17 protein-coding genes are annotated in these 18,704 nt (G+C 34.0%); 2 read left to right on the plus strand and 15 right to left on the minus strand.

Features of this window, described 5'->3' with window-relative positions; translation table 11 throughout:
- The first annotated feature begins 237 nt into the window (after positions 1–237).
- Entirely contained in the window at positions 238–1,248 is a 1,011-nt protein-coding gene (gene srtB / locus BUF11_RS20725; RefSeq protein ID WP_175562120.1) for a class B sortase, read from the plus strand.
- Here the strand turns inward: srtB and BUF11_RS20730 are convergent.
- The 10 genes from BUF11_RS20730 to BUF11_RS20775 form a co-directional block, all read right to left on the minus strand.
- Entirely contained in the window at positions 1,238–3,112 is a 1,875-nt protein-coding gene (locus BUF11_RS20730) for a beta-N-acetylhexosaminidase (RefSeq protein WP_175562121.1), read from the minus strand. The genes srtB and BUF11_RS20730 overlap by 11 nt on opposite strands.
- A gap of 87 nt (positions 3,113–3,199) precedes the next feature.
- Entirely contained in the window at positions 3,200–4,048 is an 849-nt protein-coding gene (locus tag BUF11_RS20735) for a DegV family protein (RefSeq protein ID WP_073590792.1), read from the minus strand.
- 791 nt (positions 4,049–4,839) lie between these two features.
- On the minus strand, positions 4,840–7,452 hold the full coding sequence (locus tag BUF11_RS20740) for an AMP-binding protein (protein WP_073590793.1): 2,613 nt from the start codon (positions 7,450–7,452) through the stop codon (positions 4,840–4,842).
- 33 nt (positions 7,453–7,485) lie between these two features.
- On the minus strand, positions 7,486–8,016 hold the full coding sequence (locus BUF11_RS20745) for a permease (protein WP_073590794.1): 531 nt from the start codon (positions 8,014–8,016) through the stop codon (positions 7,486–7,488).
- Between the two features lie 16 nt (positions 8,017–8,032).
- Entirely contained in the window at positions 8,033–8,509 is a 477-nt protein-coding gene (locus tag BUF11_RS20750) for a hypothetical protein (RefSeq protein ID WP_073590795.1), read from the minus strand.
- A 79-nt stretch (positions 8,510–8,588) separates the two neighbouring features.
- The gene (gene fba / locus BUF11_RS20755) at positions 8,589–9,452 is read right to left on the minus strand and encodes a class II fructose-1,6-bisphosphate aldolase (protein WP_073590796.1); all 864 of its coding nucleotides are present in this window, start codon (positions 9,450–9,452) and stop codon (positions 8,589–8,591) included.
- An 11-nt stretch (positions 9,453–9,463) separates the two neighbouring features.
- Complete coding sequence (locus BUF11_RS20760) at positions 9,464–10,222, minus strand: HesA/MoeB/ThiF family protein (RefSeq protein ID WP_073590797.1); 759 nt, start codon at positions 10,220–10,222, stop codon at positions 9,464–9,466.
- A 26-nt stretch (positions 10,223–10,248) separates the two neighbouring features.
- Positions 10,249–10,521, minus strand: a complete 273-nt coding sequence (locus BUF11_RS20765; protein WP_073590798.1) for a hypothetical protein — start codon at positions 10,519–10,521, stop codon at positions 10,249–10,251.
- 248 nt (positions 10,522–10,769) lie between these two features.
- Positions 10,770–11,660, minus strand: a complete 891-nt coding sequence (locus BUF11_RS20770; RefSeq protein ID WP_073590799.1) for a formylglycine-generating enzyme family protein — start codon at positions 11,658–11,660, stop codon at positions 10,770–10,772.
- A gap of 37 nt (positions 11,661–11,697) precedes the next feature.
- On the minus strand, positions 11,698–12,177 hold the full coding sequence (locus BUF11_RS20775) for a Mov34/MPN/PAD-1 family protein (RefSeq protein WP_073590800.1): 480 nt from the start codon (positions 12,175–12,177) through the stop codon (positions 11,698–11,700).
- Between the two features lie 260 nt (positions 12,178–12,437).
- Here BUF11_RS20775 and BUF11_RS20780 point away from each other — a divergent pair, with 260 nt between their 5' ends.
- Positions 12,438–13,346, plus strand: a complete 909-nt coding sequence (locus tag BUF11_RS20780) for a damage-control phosphatase ARMT1 family protein (protein ID WP_073590801.1) — start codon at positions 12,438–12,440, stop codon at positions 13,344–13,346.
- Positions 13,347–13,395: 49 nt separating this feature from the next.
- On the opposite strand, the gene BUF11_RS20785 is transcribed toward BUF11_RS20780, so the two are convergent.
- From BUF11_RS20785 to BUF11_RS20805, 5 genes are all read right to left on the minus strand, one after another.
- The gene (locus BUF11_RS20785) at positions 13,396–14,934 is read right to left on the minus strand and encodes an AMP-binding protein (RefSeq protein ID WP_073590802.1); all 1,539 of its coding nucleotides are present in this window, start codon (positions 14,932–14,934) and stop codon (positions 13,396–13,398) included.
- Positions 14,935–14,978: 44 nt separating this feature from the next.
- Positions 14,979–15,812, minus strand: a complete 834-nt coding sequence (locus BUF11_RS20790; RefSeq protein ID WP_073590803.1) for a GNAT family N-acetyltransferase — start codon at positions 15,810–15,812, stop codon at positions 14,979–14,981.
- A 66-nt stretch (positions 15,813–15,878) separates the two neighbouring features.
- Positions 15,879–16,685, minus strand: a complete 807-nt coding sequence (locus BUF11_RS20795; RefSeq protein ID WP_073590804.1) for an MBL fold metallo-hydrolase — start codon at positions 16,683–16,685, stop codon at positions 15,879–15,881.
- A 4-nt stretch (positions 16,686–16,689) separates the two neighbouring features.
- Positions 16,690–18,438: a non-ribosomal peptide synthetase gene (locus BUF11_RS20800; RefSeq protein WP_073590805.1), complete on the minus strand. Its 1,749-nt coding sequence runs from the start codon at positions 18,436–18,438 to the stop codon at positions 16,690–16,692.
- A 25-nt stretch (positions 18,439–18,463) separates the two neighbouring features.
- A complete protein-coding gene (locus BUF11_RS20805; protein ID WP_073590806.1) occupies positions 18,464–18,703 on the minus strand; it encodes an acyl carrier protein in 240 nt (79 codons plus the stop codon).
- Between the last annotated feature and the right edge of the window lies 1 nt (position 18,704).

Genomic DNA, 18,704 nt, shown 5'->3' on the forward strand with positions numbered 1-18,704 from the left:
TCGAATTATTATACCACTAATCAGTTAAAATTACTACTAAATTTTTCATGTCCGGTCCGAAATGCGATTATTATTCCTTTCTGCTTAAAATTATAGTATAATAGAAAACAACTTAACCAATTAATTGATATTTACAAGGAAGTTAATGTGAAAATTAAAAGCAATTTTCACACAAGATTGTGCCTGCGAAATCCCCGGCCAATCTTGCGGCGCATTGGAAAGGGCATGATTATTTCTATGAAAAATATAAATTCGAATAAATTAATTAAAATTATTCAGTTCATTTCTCTTGGCGTGTTTCTTGTATGTGCCATTTATTTAGGATATGAGCTGATACTTCGCCCTTACCTGTCCCAAAAGGCTGTAACTGAGGCCAGAAATCTGTATAATACTTCAAAAGAAGAGGTGGCCGCCACGAAAGAGCCGGAAAGTACGGAGGCTCCAAAGGATACCTTACAGGAAACATCAAAAGCAGACATGTCAGAGGACAGCCTGTATGACAGTATGGGCAGATTAAAGGAGTTTTCCGGCCTTTTATCCGTTAATGAAGACGTTAAGGGCTGGATAACAATAGATGGCACTAATATCGACTATCCGGTACTTCAATCCGGTAAAGATGACCCGGAATATTATCTGCACAAAAACTTGGACCGTAAAACAGACAAAGCAGGCAGTATTTTTTTGGATATAAATTCCTCTGTAGAGGAAAACACACAAAATATGCTTATCTATGGGCATAACATGAAGTCCACCGATAATATGTTCCACTATCTGATTAAATACAATGACCTTGCGTATTACAGGAAACATCCTGTAATTACCTTTGACACCCTTTACCACAAGGGGCAATGGAAAATAATCTCTATTTTCAAGGCCGATGCCAATATAAATGACGATTTCTTTGATTTTACCAGAACCAGATTTGAAAGTGACACGGATTTTCTGGAATATGTATACCAGCTTAGAATCCGTTCCATCTACAATATTCCCGTGGATATGAATGAAAAGGACCAGATTATTACCCTTGTCACCTGCTCCTATGAATTAGATAATTACAGAACCGTAATTGTAGCCAGAAAAATCAGGGATGGAGAGAACTCTGCCGTTGCAGCAGACAAGGCAGCCGTGAATCCTTCCATCCTCTATCCCGCCAGCTGGTATGCCAATTACGGAGGAACTGCCCCCAAAACTTCTTCCGTCAAAGAAGCTCTGGAGGCAGGACAAATTGATTGGTATATTAAGCCTTAGCCAGGGCTCTTAGAAAATCACAGTACCAGAATACCACTTCGGATATGCGGTATAGTTCTGCTTCTTTGCCGTAGCTGCGCCATATTTCCTTATAATCATAGAACCAGCATTCTATCTTTTCTGCCAGTTCCCATGGCTGTGATTTCCCCGGCATATCTTTTTTATAATAATCTCTGGCAATCACGGCGAAGATTTCATTAAAGAGTCCGATTCCCTTTGCTGCAACAAGATATGCTTTTGCTATCTTACGCTTTGGAGTATCCAGATTCTTTACAGTCAGGTACATTTCCTGAACCAACTCTTTAAGTCGGTCATTTGCTTTGGGAATATCTGCTGCCGGAAGTTCAAAAATCCATTCGCACTTTTCCTTCACATTGCCTTCCCGTTCCATTTTTTCTTTCCACTCAACAGCATATCCCCAGGTAAAAATATCCTGTTTCTCCATTTCAGCAGTAATCTCTGCAAAATTACCGGATGCATCACCAAATTCCAGAAGAGATATCTGTCTGTTTATTTCCTCATATTCATCTATTGCCTGGTTCCAGGAAAAGGCTGCTCCGTATATCATAGCCGGTACCGAGAATTCCGGATGATTGATATGGCCATAATCACCCCAGTCCGTTATCAGAAGTCCTTCTGCCTGATATTTGTGGACATATTCGCACATTTTACTGATATTTTCATAAGCCCAGTCTAAGCGATTGATAAACCTCATCCAGCCTTGAACTCCCGGACACAGATACTGCCTGGCACCCGATTCCTGAAGCTTCTTTATGTTCTCCTCGCAGACATTGGTATTATAATCCCAGTTAAGGCAGATAGCCTCCTTGGGAAGTTCCTTTACGTTCTCTGTCTTTTGTAAAATAATATCTCCCCAAAACATAGGGACTCTTCCGTGTTCTATTATAATATCACACAGCTTATTTAAGAAATTGATATATACCTTATCTTTTCCAAGAGCCTTGGCCGCTTCCCTGCTCTTTCCATTGCCCAAGTCAAAGGTTTCATCTGCACAGATATTAAACTTATCCGTACGGAACAGCACCATGAATTCTTCAAGCAGCCTCCTTATCAAAGCAATACTCTTATCATTGGTGGCATCCAGGGTATGATGCTGCATTCTGTCCTGCAAGGAAAATCTTGCACCGTAAGAACCCTCAAGTTCGCATAGCTCATGATAAGATGCAGTGGATAAGAGCTTGTGCAAATGCCCAAAGCTGGCAAGGGATGGTATCAGCTCAATATTTAAATTGCTGCAGTATTCATCAAACTCCATAATTTCTTCCGCTGTTAAGGGGGTATCATCTCTCCATACCTCACTTAATCCCGTAAATAAGTAGCTGTGTTCGACATAGAGCTGGAGCTGATTTAGTTTATAATAACTCATCTTATCGGCCAGTTTTTTCAAAGAAGCAAGTGTCGGAATCCTTCCTCTTGTAACATCAAAATAATATCCCCTTGCCTTTATATCCGGATAATCCTTAATGGTCAGACAGGTAAGAACCGCACCTTCTGAATATAGTATCTGGCTTAAGGTCTGCACTCCATAAAGAAGCCCTTTGTGAGAACCGCCTTTTATGAGGATACCTTCTTCCTTTATCTCCAGAACATATTCCTCTTCCTTAAGTCCATCGGCAACCTCCAGAAGGATAGAACCCTCCTTAGTATGGGGGCCTTTTAATATCGGCAGAGAAAATCCCAGTATTTCTTCGATTTTGGATTTTAACAACTTTGCGTGATTTAACTCCCTGTTAGTTGCTTTCTGGGGGAGCAGAATTTTCGTCTCGTACTTTACAGCATAATGCCTTTCATGAAATACAGCTATCTGCTGTGGCTTTGGTATAATAATCATATAAATACCCATGCCCTTTCCTGTACCTGCAAACTTTGGGCCGCAGGTACAAATTTGCATTTGAAAAATCTTGATTTTTCAAACTACTCTCCTTTATAATTATCTTTCTACAAATAGAATACCAAGTGTTTTCGGCCCGCAGTGACTGGAAATAACGGCTCCGGCATAGGTAATATGAATATTTTCAAATACTCCCAGCTGCTCAATTTCCTTATAAAGAAATTCAACCGTTTCTTCATCACACCCGGAATGGGTTATAAATACTCTTTCTGTATCAGCATCTTTAAGTTCCGGTATCAGGTCACTGTAATAGCTTGTTAGCGCTTTGCGGTTGGTACCTCTGTATTTTTTATCAACGCCCATCTTTCCATCTCTTACAGCAATCATGGGTTTTAACTGTAACACATTTCCCAGTAATGCGGCTACCGATGAACATCTTCCTCCCATGTGCAGGTATGCAAGGGTATCCACCACAAAGCTTGCCCTTACCTTATCCCGCATAGTGCTTACGATATAATCTTCTATTTCGCCGGCCGAAAAACCTTCCTGTGCCATGGTGGCTGCCTTTATTATCTGTAAGCCAATTCCGGTGGACAGATTTTTTGAATTTATAATATGTATTTTCTTGTATTCCAGATATTCTCCTGCCAGTCGTACAACATTACAGGAGGAAGACATATCCTCTGATATACCAAAAAACAGGATATCACTGTTTTCCTTCACAAATGGCTTTAATACCTCTACAGCGCTTTCCAGAGTGGGCGCTGCCGTTTTGGGCAAGCTGTTTTCTTTTTCAGCCCAGGTAAAAATATCATCCTTATTTATACTGACACCATCCAGATATGTATTGTCTCCCATTATAACGCATAACGGCATTATCGTTATATCGTACTTTTCAAGCAGCTCTTTTGATAGATCACAGGTACTGTCAGCTATAATCTTTATCATAATTGCTTTACCTCTCATTTTTTTGTTTCTATGCGGTATAGAATTCTTCGAAGGGCAACAGTAAAAACAGCATAAACACCAAGTCCCATGCTGTTTTTACCGTTTCCTTATTTCTTCATATAGATGATATGATACCACAAATACTTACATATTTACAAGAGTAAACTCCTTGAGTTTCCTCAGTTCTATCCATAAGCAAAGCTTTTGTCTGTATTGGTTTTTAACGACTTTCAAAAGGCCTTCAAACTTAGAACGTAAATTTACCACTAAAATGATTTATAAAAGCTTATACATTTATCAGAAGCTATCACCTGGTTAATATATTTTTTTGAGCTCTATCTTTTTAAGATAACGGACCTGGCTTTGTCACCACCTATTTGCTATACCTCTGGCTTCCATGGAACAGAGCTTTCCATTTTTGTACAGACATGATGTGAGTAGGTTATCCCTCTTCACGTTTATTTGATGACAAGATTTTCTACTCTATTCAGATAATCTACTTTTTATGTAATGGATAAATGGACAATTTTGTCCATAACTTGTTAACTCATTTACCGAGAAGTAGTCACAAAACCATTGACAAATCGACAAACTTTACGGTGAATCCGGCTAAATGTAATTCATTTTTTCGACCAGAAACGATTTTTTGTTACCTATTAATTCTAGCGACCATACCGCCTATCAAAACTTTTTGTTATTGAAATACATAAATACTATCCTAATCTTTATCTCTCCCCAGAAACATATTTCATATTACATGCTAATAACTAACGCCATAAATTATATTGAATTTATTTATTTGTTTGAATATATAAGTTTTTACTAATTGTATCTTTAACACTATTTATCACACTACAGGCACTCTCGTCAGTCCCATATATTGGTTTGCTAAATATTACTTTTATTTTTATTCGTTTCCCATTTTTTCTAAAGTGTAAACCTTTTCTAGCTTTTGAATAAGCGTCATAAACTCCTATTAAAGTAACCGGAACAATAGGTATATCATTATTTTTTGCCAGTAAAGCTGCCCCATTTTGAAAATTTGCCAAATTGCCATCATATGTCCTTGTGCCTTCAGGAAATATGACCAGGCTCTTCCCTTGTCGTATAAATTCAGTACCAAAACGTAATGTATTGGTTGCGTTACCAATTGATCTTCTATCAATTGGTAATCCATTAACAAGTCTCAAGAAATAACGTTTTAATTTAGTAGCAGTAAATTTATCCCAACAAAAACAATATATCTTTTCTTTCTCTTTTTCATTAAATGCAGATAATACAAGAATTGGATCCAGTTCTGATATATGGTTGGGGCAAAAAATAACTGGTGTATTTAATGGAATATTTTCTTTTCCAATATAACTAATTTTATATGTTTTAATAAAAATCTTCTCTATAAATTTCAAAAAATTAGTATCAAATTTGTTTTTTAATATTGGATACTCCCGCGCATCATAATCGTATTCTAATTCGACCTTTGTGCTTTCCTTTCCATCTATCATATTATATACATCCTGTACCGTTGTATCTGCTGAGAAAAAGGCACTATAATCCTTTCCAAATGTCTCCTCTAAAGATAAACATAATTGAAACATACTTAAGGAATCATATGCCAAATTATTATACAAATTCATTTCCGGTAATATATCCAAATATTCCAAATTAATGGTAGAGCATTTCCTAATACTTTTTTTTACTTTTCCTTCCATTCCAGATAAATCATCTACACATTTTTCTGCTGATACAATCTCTTTTTTTCCTTTTTCAGAATCTATTGCTATTTGTTTAAGATCAAACCGCCGAACTTTTCCCACACTAGTTTTTGGTAATTTATCAATAAAAAGAAGTTTTGAAACTCTATAATTGGATGGTATGCTCCCATTTTCAAACATTAAATATTGCCTGATTTTTGCCTGTTCTTTTGGAAGAATATCCCCTTCAATAAACATTACTACCGTGTCATATTCCGTTTCATTCGAATATTGTACTCCACATACTGCAAAATTTAAATTCTTCAATACTTTTAATTTGGTATATACTTCTTCTATCGCTTCCGGGGATATTTTTTCTCCATTTTGCAGTAAAATAGCTTCCTTTCTACGTCCAGTGATTTTATATCTATCCTCACCGAGAGATATCGCTAAATCACCTGTTTTAAAGTAACCATCTTCTGTAAAAGCTTCATTTGTTGCTTCCTGATCCTTAAAATAACTTCGAAATAAGCAAGGACTTTTCACAACAAGTTCACCAATTCCATCTGGATCTATATTAATTAGTTTAACGTTTATAATTTCTCCTGTTACTTTTCCGGTGGGAATCGAATCATACTTGCCCAATTCCGTACTTATTACTCCAACATTTGTTTCTGTTGTGGCGTATACGTTAATTATATCATAACCTAGAGCATTAAAATAATTCAGTACCTTGGGATTCAGAGCCGTACCTCCCGACATGAGATTCATCATATTCTTCCCAAACATTTGTTTTCTAATTGAAGCAAATACATACTTTCCTAAATTAATATTATATTTTTTTCTTACTAACAAAGATAAATTAATTAGTTTATTATTTATAATTCCAGCAATTTTTGGTTTCTCAGCGATTTTTTGTTCAACCTTGTTCATAAAAGCTTCATAAATTTTAGGTACCAAAACTACAAATGTAGGGTTAAATTCTATAAACACATTTGAAATCTTTATTGGATTGACGTTTTCTACCATATATAATTTACTTCTGGAATATATAGCAGCAAATGCTGCTGCCAAACCCGCTACATGGAATAATGGCAGCACTAATAATACATGAGTTTTTCTTTCCACAACACCTATTTTAGGAAATAATTGTTCAAACATTAATGTTTGTGACACAAAAGTCATTTCTACACCTTTCATTTTACTTGTTGTACCAGACGAAAAAAGGATAAAGGCCACTTCCTCATGAACTTCTGTAGTTTTAGGCAAACTACTGCTTACTTGCTCTATCGATTTATCATAAAGGGTAACATCATCTACTATTTCTATAATAGGAACCATTTCATAATATTCTTGAGGAATTTTAGGTAATTGAGAGCCTATAGTTACTATTGTTTTTACTTCTCCCAATTCCAATAAAGCCGAATACTCTTCTTTCGTAATTGAGTAATCAATAAGCATTGGTACTATTCCAGCTTTAACAGCCCCTAAAAAAGCAAATAAGTAGTAAGGAGACGTAGGGGAAGAAATAAGAATTCTATCTCCTTTACTCAGTCCAAGCTTTACAAATAATTCTTCTGCCCTTTGTATTCTTTTACAAAACTCATTTCCTGTAAATAATTCAACATTTCCATTTTCCCGTTTATAATAAAGCATATTATTATCACCAAATTCTTTCATTGCTGATAATAACATATCACAAAAACTTTTCATATCTATGCTTTCTCCTTGTAGACACTATTCTTTTTATGTTTTTGACAAACTTCTTTTTTCGTTTTCTGAAACAGAAGTATTTATTATAGCAGCGGTTAAAACTATGTTTATAAAGTTAAGCAGAAGCCTTATTAGCGTGTACTTCACCCCTAAGCTTTGCATTTCAAAAAGTAGCTGGGTTACTTTTATACTTGCCCATGCTCCCATAAAAATAAATATATTAAAAAAGGTAGCCCCTTTCTCTAAAAACATAATCGCTACCGGGAATGCCATATACAACGGACCAACCCCTACTGTACCAAGCAAAAATGCTACTATGCTTCCCTTCATTCCAGAATTTTCACCCATAAGCTTTATCATTAAATCCTTACTTACCCATACATTTATAAGTCCTATCAATATCATAATAGGTGGAAGCACTATAAACATTTCCAGGAAACTGGAATCATGAGGTGAAATAATAAATTTAAACTTATCATAATCCAAAAAGTAAATGATTAGATACAATATCAGGGCTAAAAGAATAATACTATATTCTTTTATCATATATACCATCTTCTTCATACATTACTTGTCCCCTTCACATGATAATTGTTACAACTGCAGAAGATAATATAGCAAAAAATATAGCAAGTACATTCCTTTTTATTGCAATATTTTTCCTAAAGAACTCTATTTCCATGGGCAGCGTAAGCAGACCAACCATTGTTATTGTTGTTATAAATACGGTTACTTGAGCGTAACCTGCTCCCATCTTTAAAAGTTCTGCCGCCATTGGATAGGCAATCATGGTAGGTATAATTACGATGGAACCAAGTAAACACGCAATAAAAACGCCCAAAACGCCAGAGTTTTCACCCAATATTTTAGAAACAAACTCAGTATTCAAATAAGAAAGTAATATTGTTATTATTAAAAATAATCCAATCAACTTTGGCAGTAACTCGATCAAAGATGTGAATGCATATTTTAATGCCTGGCATGTTTTTTCTTTACTTTTGAAAAAAGAAACAAGCAATGTCAAAGCAATTATTATATACAATATGATAGTAAACATAATAGTTGGTCTCCTTCATAATAATTGCAATACCTATACTTAAATATGGATATTTCTTGCTAACTTGTAACTTTACTGTCTACGCCTTATTATCTGATCCGAAGAGTATGATTTTTTCTGTTACTAGCTGTTTGATTGCTTCATATCCGGGATATAATAATTTTCTGGGGTCAAACCCTTTTCCTACTAAATCACTTCCGTTTTCTATATAGCTTCTTGTTGCCTGCGCAAATGCTATCTGGCATTCTGTATTTACATTAACTTTCGCAACTCCCAGTTGTATGGCCTTTTTTATCATTTCATCTGAAATCCCTGTTCCGCCGTGCAAAACCAAAGGCATATCCTTAATTTCTTTTTTTATATCTGCCAGTGCGTCAAAATTTAATCCTTTCCAATTTTCAGGATATTTTCCATGTATATTACCAATTCCGGCTGCCAAAGCTGTAATGCCTAAAGTTGCAATCTGCTTACATTCATCTGCTGAAGCAATTTCTCCTTCTCCAATGATTCCATCTTCTTCTCCACCTATAGCTCCCACTTCCGCCTCTAACGTAATGCAATTTTTATTTGCTAATTCAACCAGTTCCATAGTTCGAACCAAATTTTCATCTATAGAATACCCGGATCCATCGAACATGACAGACGAAAATCCTGATTTTATTGCTGCAATTGTTCCATTATAGCTTCCATGGTCTAAATGCAGGGCTATCGGTACTTTAATCCTAAGATCTTTTATAAGTCCATTTACCATACCGACAACCGTATTATAACTTCCCATATATTTAGCTGCACCTTCCGAAACCCCTAATATTACAGGAGAATTGCATTCTGTCGCAGCAACCAATATTGCTTTTGTCCACTCAAGGTTATTTATATTAAAGTGACCAATTGCATATCCGCCTTTTACCGCATCTTCTAGCATATTTTTCATATTAACTAACATACCATTACCTCCTAATTTTTCTTGCAAGATACAGTCCCGCATACCTTACATTCCACATTTCTTTCAAGTTTTACCCGTTTAAAACTAGCATTCAATGCATTATAGTATAGCAACTCATTTTTTAATAGTTTACCAATATTCAGACTATACTTAATTACTTCCATTGCCTGCAAGGAACCGATAACACCTGGTAAGGCACCAATAACTCCTATTTCTAATTTTTCATCATTTTCTTCATATTCATAAATACATTCATAGCAGGCAGTTTCTCCCGGTATGATTGTTGTTACATACCCCTCAAAATTAAAAATCGCTCCTTCTACTAAAGGTCTTTTTAACTTGCAACATACTTTATTTACAATATATCTCGTTAAAGAATTATCCACAGCATTAACAATAATATCATAATGACGTATGATGCTTTCCGCATTTTCTTCATCTATTAGGCAGTTATAAATTTCCACACATACATCCTTATTTAGCCGAGACAAAACAGTCTTCGCAGAATCAACTTTAGGTATTCCCACCGTATCTATGTTATGTATAATTTGTCTTTGCAAATTGCTTAGATCCACACAATCACAATCAACCAATCCTAATTTTCCGATTCCTGCTGCGGCTAAATATAAGGAGACTGGAGATCCTAACCCTCCTGTTCCAATAATTAAAACTTTTGTTTCCAACAGCTTTTTTTGCCCTTCTTCTCCAATATCTTTCAGTATCAGTTGCCTTCTATACCTTTTTAATTGTTCTTCCGATAATTGCTGCATCGTTTTTGTTCCTCTCTTTTTATTTCTCAGCCCCCAGCAAGTTGTAATAATATCTCAAGGACACTGTGTTCACCAAATTCTATCTGGTCATAATTGCTTTTATTAATCATTTTTCCATCAAGTGCTAATATTACACCTCTCTTTAACATCTTATCTTCATCAAAAATTTTATTTACTATTCCGGAACACTCCTTTAATAAGACACTGTATAACCCCTGCAAGTTAGAACAGCACACATTCAGTTCATTTTCATTTGCATCTTCACATAAATAACTTGGTAAAACAACTTTTAAATTCATAATCTTTTCTCTCCTTGTATTATATAGTCATAGCTTTTTACCATTTTCCAGGTATAAGCTATTCTGTCAAGATGCTGTGATTAATTTCTCTCTCCAGCCACACAGGTAGTTTCAGATATGTTCTAATCACAGCCTCTTTGCCACATTGTTAATTAGTTAGCTACCTTCAAAGTACTGATGTCTCTAAAATATATTTTCACTCTTTATTTAGTAACAATTCTTTTTCGACTCGACTTTTAATAATTACTCTATTCTACATTTTTGGCTAATCGCATACCAACATCGGCAGCATAAAAATCGATTGATTCATAATTTCGAAAATTACACCTACACATTTCAGAAAAGGCATGAATACTGCCTCCTCTACAAACCTTTTTAAAAGTATTACTATTATTCAAAGGAGAATACATTGGTGACCGGGCATAATAATCCTTTTCATAACTATCCGCACACCATTCCCATAAATTCCCATGAATATCAAACAAACCATATGTATTAGGTTCTAATCGTCCTATTTCATGGATATATCCATCAGAATTTTCGCTATACCATGCATATTTCGAAAGATCTTCTTCCTTCTCGCAACACCAGTCTCCCTTTGAATCTCCTCTGCTTGCATATTCCCATTCTGCTTCTGTAAGTAAACGACAGTTAACCCATTTACTAAACATAACGGCATCGTACCAAGATAAATTGCCCGCCGGCATATTATCGCATTCCGTAATCTCTGCTTTGGGATTGTACTGCTTATATAATTCAGAAGAAACTGCTATGTCACTTACTAAAAAAGAATTTAATTGTACTTCATGTTTAGGTTCTTCTCCGCAATATTTTATTTTTGCATTTTTGTCAGATCCCATCATAAATTTATTCCCATCTATTCTTTTCATGTGATGCTGAATTGATTCTCTATAACGTTCTTCACTGTTTCTATAAAATCTTTGCTCCATTAGTTCCTGTTCCATGTCTGATGATATATTTTTAATAGCTTGCCATGCTAAATATAAAGCCTCGCCATTTACAAATTTAGGAATTCCATTTTCATCAAACTCAAATACTTCTTTTAAATCCTTATAAATACTACTAGTATTATTTAATTTGATAACATTCTTAACATAGTTCAATTCTTTATTTTTCATTTTTATCCCCTTATCTATAAAAGTCTTTTATCGATACTTATACGTATTGTTGATTAACTCTCACAATTTCTAATTCGTTAGGAACATTTTCTTGTATTTCAAACGCTTTGATTTGAGGTGATTCGATGTTTCTCAATGAAATGATTAGATGCCACAATTTTGGTGATGGATGCAAATCTATGTCGACTGTGGAAAAGATAGCCGGATGCCTCTGATGGCTATGAAAAACTCCAACAATATGTTTACCTTTATTTTTAATCAGTTTATTAATTTCATATACTTCTTCTTCATTTGCCAAGAATCCGGCATCATTGTTTCTTACATAGTAATTTCCATATTCTTCAAACATATCTTTCCACTCATTTCTTTGATCATTACTAAACATAATAAACTCGTCTGGATTTCCGCCTTCAATAGAAGAAATAAAATATCCAAATGCCTTCTGTGGAAATTTATCAATTACTTGCTTCGTAAAACTATTTATTAATTCTGTTGGAATAAATATTTCTTTTTTCATATTATCTCCTTTTATCTGTTTGTTTTTTATATTTCTGAATATTATTTATTTACTAACCCTCTCATATTTTTGATAAAACATTTCCTCTGTTTTGGTCAAACGGTACCTCTATAAAAGCAACACATTCATAATATTTATTTTCCAAGTATTCACATATTAAGTATATTTTCCTTTACATATAAATTTTAATGTTCTATATTAATCATAAGAAGTAGTTTTGAAACATATTAAAATAAATAAAAAAGTTTTGGAGTAAAATTATGCAAATAAATTATAGCTGCCTTCCTTGTTTAGTCAGTCAAATTGTCAAAGTAGCTGATATCACTAAGGTTGAAAATAAAGAGAAACTATTTCATGACATATTTGAATATCTAAGTAAGATTGACTTTAACAAAACTAACCCTGAAATTATTGGTTCCACCTTTGACTTGTTAAAAAAGCATATTAAAAATGATGATCCCTATTTTGAAATAAGGAATTATTATAATACAATGTTTCAATCGATGCTAAGTACATTTGAAAAGCGTATAAATCAAGCTTCTAATCCCTTGGAATGTGCACTTAAATATGCAGCATTAGCAAATATAATAGATTTTAATCCCATTTCCAACAATAAAGCAGAAAATATTATGGAATATTTTGACAATATCAACAATCTGAACTTTTCCATTAATCATTCAAATAAACTGATAAAAGAAATTGGATTGAGTAAATCTCTTCTCTATCTCGGTGATAATTGTGGTGAAATTTGTCTGGATAAACTACTCCTAAAAAAAATAAAAGAAAGTAATCCTGCTATTAATATTTACTTTGGAGTAAGAGGCAAACCTGTTATTAATGACTCCATAGAAGCGGACGCGTATTCAGTTGGTATTAACCAATATGCCAAAATAATAAGCAATGGAGATAATTCACTTGGAACAGTACTTAGCAGAGCAAGCGATAAATTTATTAAGGTCTACGATGAAGCAGATATTGTGATTGCTAAAGGGCAAGGGAATTATGAGAGCTTAAGTGAAGAGAAGAATAAAAAAATTTTTTATTTACTTATCACAAAGTGTTCTGTTATTGCAAATGATATTGGTACTGACATAGAATCATTGGTATGTATGATGAAGGAGTCATCTTACAAGAATCCTATCTCCAGCAATAATTCGTCCCCCCAATAATATGCAAGGATAAACTTCTGCTCTGCTCCAAATGTCATTTTATGAAAAGCTATACTCTTCTAATTTTACCCAATGCAGTCTTATCAAAGTCGTTGTTATGAATGTAAAACTTAAAAATTCTTTTATAAGGCGGGAACTTTAAATTGACACTATATATCAATTTCTCAAGCGCCTCCTGTAAATCAGTGACTTTATTTTTCTGTGCATACTCTAAATTTGGATAAATGTTAGCAACTAAATATTTTCTATCTTTTTCTTCACACACATAGACTGTTTTAACCAGTTGATTATTTTCTAATTCATTTTCCAACTCTTCCGGAGAAACATTATTACCATCTGCTAAAATAATCAAATTTTTCTTTCTTCCAGTTAAAAACAGGTAATTATCTTCATCCAGATATCCTAAATCTCCAGTCTTTAGCCACCCTTTTTCAAATATCTTATAATTTTCCTCTTCATTTTTATAGTAACCCTTCATGACGGTATCACCACGAATAATAATCTCGCCATTTTGAATACGTACTTTGGCAAACCTTGGATTAATAAGCTTACCAACTGAACCACTTTTTCCTTTTCCTATAGGGTTGCAGGAAATAATAGGTGAACACTCTGTCATTCCATATCCGTTGCATACATTAATCTTATACCTTTGCAATACCTGACAAATTTCTGGCTGAAGAAACGCACCACCGCTAATAATTGCTTTTAAATTTCTCCCTAGGATGTTTTGTATGTAATCACCATCCGATAGCTTTTTTTGACCATAGTTTTTAAGCTGTAATTGGATTTTATGAAAAATATTATCTAAAATAGCAGGAACCACAACCAGATATTGAGGTTGAAACAGAGTGATGCTTTTCGATACATATTTTAAGCTTCCCCCAAAACCGATGGCAGCGCCATAATATATAGGAACTAAAAGCCCTGCTGTCAAACCGAACATATGATTCGGTGGCAATAATGGCATAACTATTTCATATGATTTTATACTATTTCCAAAATAATAATAGCAGCTCATAATATTGCTACATAAATTTTTATGGGTTAAGGGCACCATTTTATAATTTCCAGTTGTCCCCGAAGTAAATACTAACACTGCATTTTGTTCCGGCAAAACATCAGAAAACTCAAAATTCAATTTCTCAGCGCTTATTCCACTCTGTCCTTTTTCCTTATCCCATAGTTCAATGCAAAAGACCTTTGAACTATTAACATAGGAAGTCAACTTTTTTCCGTAGTCATACCCCAAAATAATTATTTCTGTATCGGATTGTTCAACTAACATTTCAATTGTTTCTACTGTGAATCCTGCATCTAAAAGAACTGCCACTCCTCCACTTAAAATAATTGCAAAAAAGCTGACCATCCATTCATAGCTCAAAGGCCCCCACAAAGCAACATGGCGCCTGTTCAAATTATAGCCTGAATAACTGTGTGCTGCTGACTTCACGTCATTTTCAAACTGCTGATATGAAGTCTCTTCCGAGCTATCAGCATTCCGAATATATGCTATAGGTGCATTCCTACAAGCTGCAACAGAAAAATGAAGTAATTCAGCAAGCGTTTCAATAGTTTTCTTGGTCTTCATTAAACCACTCTCCTCTTTCTTCGTATTTTAAACAAGCTGTTATTTCACGGACTATATATTAATATATCAAATATCATCTTTTCATCCTTAGAAAATCCGAGTGCCTGATGCATACGTATACTTGGCATGTTCGTTTCATCAATCCAACATATAAACTTTGTATTTTCCGAAAACAATTGTAATACATATTCATATAAAATCAATCCTAATCCCAGACCGCTATATTCTTTTGATATTGCAATCACATTTAAATGCACATTGGAACTATCTAACCTTTCAAAGCAAAACGCTCCCATTAGAACACTATTTTTATAAATAGTACATATCTCATTTTTCTCAATATGGGCCCTAATTGTTGCCTTTGTAGGCACATGGGATATGTATGGTTCAAAAGCCTCCTGAAAAATATTCAAAACCACTTTTTCTTCTCTGATTTTCGCAAATCCACAAGAGATTTCATTCATATTACTAATACTCGAAAATCGGGTTTCTTCGCTATTATTTTTTTTATATAACAGCCACCGATTATATCTCGCATGTAGTTTAATGTCTTCTTCCTTCATTTTAGCAACATGTCTTTGGACGGAATTTATTCTTCCTGTTACATCAATAATAACAGGCTTTGTAATGCCTTTTTGTAGCAAATATTTTTTTACCTCAAGAGCATTATCTGAATCAGTAAGATAATAATATAATCTAAAAAACTCCTTTTCCTTTTGTAATATAAAAGCTCCATCTTTTGTAATATCAAGAGTAGTATTTTCATCTGCCGCCATTTTTTCAATTATGTTATTCATAAGTATTGAATTACTATAGAAGCTTCCATGATTTTGCTTTAAATTATCAATTTTATTTCGCAAGTTTTTAACATCAAACAATTCCTTCATCTCCTAATATAGTTTCTTTTTTCACTACAATCCGTAAAGCTTCTAAAGCTTCTACTGCTATATATATAAATTATCCGGTGCATCTGCTCTAAAGATAAATCCTTTCTCTTTCCAATTCAAATAAATCTCTTTATGCGCAAAGGCCATATTGATATTATCTGTATACCCTGTATGGGAAGTAATAATCAAACTGCAATTATTTTCTTTTGCAATTCGGTCAAGGGTAACCAGAGATTTTCTATTCAAATTGCTGTCTACATTCCACATATCATAAAAGCAATAACCACCTGTATGGTTTATAATCAAAGTATCACCAACAAACAGATATTTCTTATCAACTAAAAAGGAAAGATGCCCCAAAGTATGCCCCGGTGTCAATATTGCCTGTATCTCGTAATCACCAATTTTTATGGTTTCCATATCCTCTAACAAGTAATCTGTCCTATCTGTTTTAATTGGCGTTTTTAATTCCAAGCCAAACTTTCTCATTCTGCTGTATTTTCCAGATAAATATTTCTGTTCTTCCTTGCCTAAATAGACTTTTGCTTTAGGAAATGGATTTGCACAACGTTTATCTATTCCGCCAGCATGATCCAAATCTAAATGTGTAATTAGAATATGTGATATTTCTTCCCCTCTAATTCCCAGACTATTTAATCCCGGCTGAATATATTTACTATTTTTATATCCGGTATCTATGGCAATAAATCCCTTATCCAAGCGAAGCAGAAACATATTTACATCCTTGTCACGTATACACCAGATATCATTATTAATTTTTCCTGTTTCCAGAGGCATTACAATTTTTTTCCCTTTTGTAATCCTGGGTTTTACAAAAGTTCCAAAAAACTCCACAACATTCATATTATTATTTCCTTCTCTTTACAATCTCAACCAATCTTTCTATCGTTGGATTTTCGATAAATTCCTCAAATAATACCTGTGTATTAAATTCCTTATTCACTCTTAAAAGCATTGTTAAAGACTGAAGTGAATCTCCACCAAGTACAGTAAATTCTTCATCCGCCCTAAAATCCTTTCCTTTCTCTAAGGCTAAAACCTCACTCCATATGCTTTTCAACCGTTCCTCTATATCCTTATCTTCACTTTTACCTAAAGAATCCATATTATATTTTTCATAAAATTTTTTTCGGATTTCTTGCGTATTAATTTTTTTATTTTCATTTAAAGGAAACTGATCCATAAGAAACCATTTTTGTGGAATCATATATTCCGGTAACTGTTTTTCCAAGAATATTTTTAACTGTTTTATATCAACCGGCTGTTTCTGACAATAAGCTGTCACAATAAAATTCCCCACTTCTTCTTCTAGAAAAAGCACGACTGCATCCTCAATACTTTCATACTGCAAGATATTTTTTCGGATTTCATCTAATTCAATACGATAGCCACGATACTTAATCTGACTGTCAATTCTTCCATAACAATGAAGGTTTCCATCCTCTTCCATCATACCAATATCACCAGTATAATAACGGCGTTTTCCTGTAATTAAATCTTCATGGAAATGCTTATCATTTTCCTCCTGATTGTTTCTATAACCCTTTGCCAGACAGATACCCTCAATACAAATTTCCCCTTTTTCCCTGAGGGACTTTTTATTACCCTCTTTGTCGACAATATAAATATCTGTATTGTCAATTGGATACCCTACTGGTATATCAGAACTTGATTGCCTTATCTCCGTTAATGTAACCAAAACCGTTGCTTCCGTTGGACCATACATATTGAAAATCCGATAGTTTTTCTTTCTATAAAAGAGCATCTTTTCTCCAATGACACAAAGCTTCTCCAAAACCGGATTTTCTACATTTAAAAACAAATGATATAATGCAGTAGTCATACATTGAATGGTAATGCACGACTTTATCATATACTGGTTTAAAGATATGATATCTTTTCTATCTTCCTCCTTTATCAGATAAATTTCTGCTCCTGAAAGTAAAAATGGATACATATCAAAAACAGAAGCATCAAATCCAAAGTTTGACAGTGCAATTGTTTTATCTTTCTCGGATATTCCTATTCTATGAATAACCGAACTGCAAAAATTGAGAATAGCTTTATCCTGTACCTCGACTCCTTTTGGAATGCCAGAAGACCCAGAAGTAAAAATGACATAAGCAATTCGCTCTTGTGTTGATTCCGAATAGAACTCTCTCCGCTCTTTTTTCAATAATTCGGAAACATTCTCTATTAATACCTCATTTTTTATCAAAAGGCCTCTTTTAATTACTTCCTCTGCTTCATCAGTAAATCTTTCTTCTGTAAGAAGTGCATCTGCATTTGCGACAGCTAGAATTTTCAAATTACGTTCAAATGCAGATTTATAATCCAATGGAGCATACGTATAACCTGCCTTTAATACTCCAAGCATATATATAAACTTCATAAAACTATTACTAACCAAAATGGCAATCGTTGCTTCTTTTTGATCTTTCAGGATTTCACGAAGCATATTGCATATCACGTCGGAGCAATAATCCAGTTCTTCATAAGTCAACGTATATTGATCCATATGTAATGCGGCAGACTTCCCGTATTTTGTTACAGCCTGCTTAAACTTTATCTGTAATGTTATATTTTCATTTTCCATGCACTTATCACCTTTTACCTAAGATTTAATTTTGTAACTCAATTTGTTTTTGAGTAACATAATCAGAAAGTTCCTGCACCGTTCTAATATTCACAATATCCTCTTCTGATATTTCAATCATATAGTTTTCTTCCAGTTGACAGCACATTTCCACAACATCATAGGATTGTAAACCTAAGTCTGCAACAAGTTCCGAATCTGCATGAATGTCCGTTATATTTAAGCCATAATAATCTGAAATAAATTCAATAATTTCCTTTGTCATT

This window comes from Anaerocolumna xylanovorans DSM 12503 (genome assembly GCF_900143645.1).
GTDB classification, from domain to species: domain Bacteria; phylum Bacillota; class Clostridia; order Lachnospirales; family Lachnospiraceae; genus Anaerocolumna; species Anaerocolumna xylanovorans.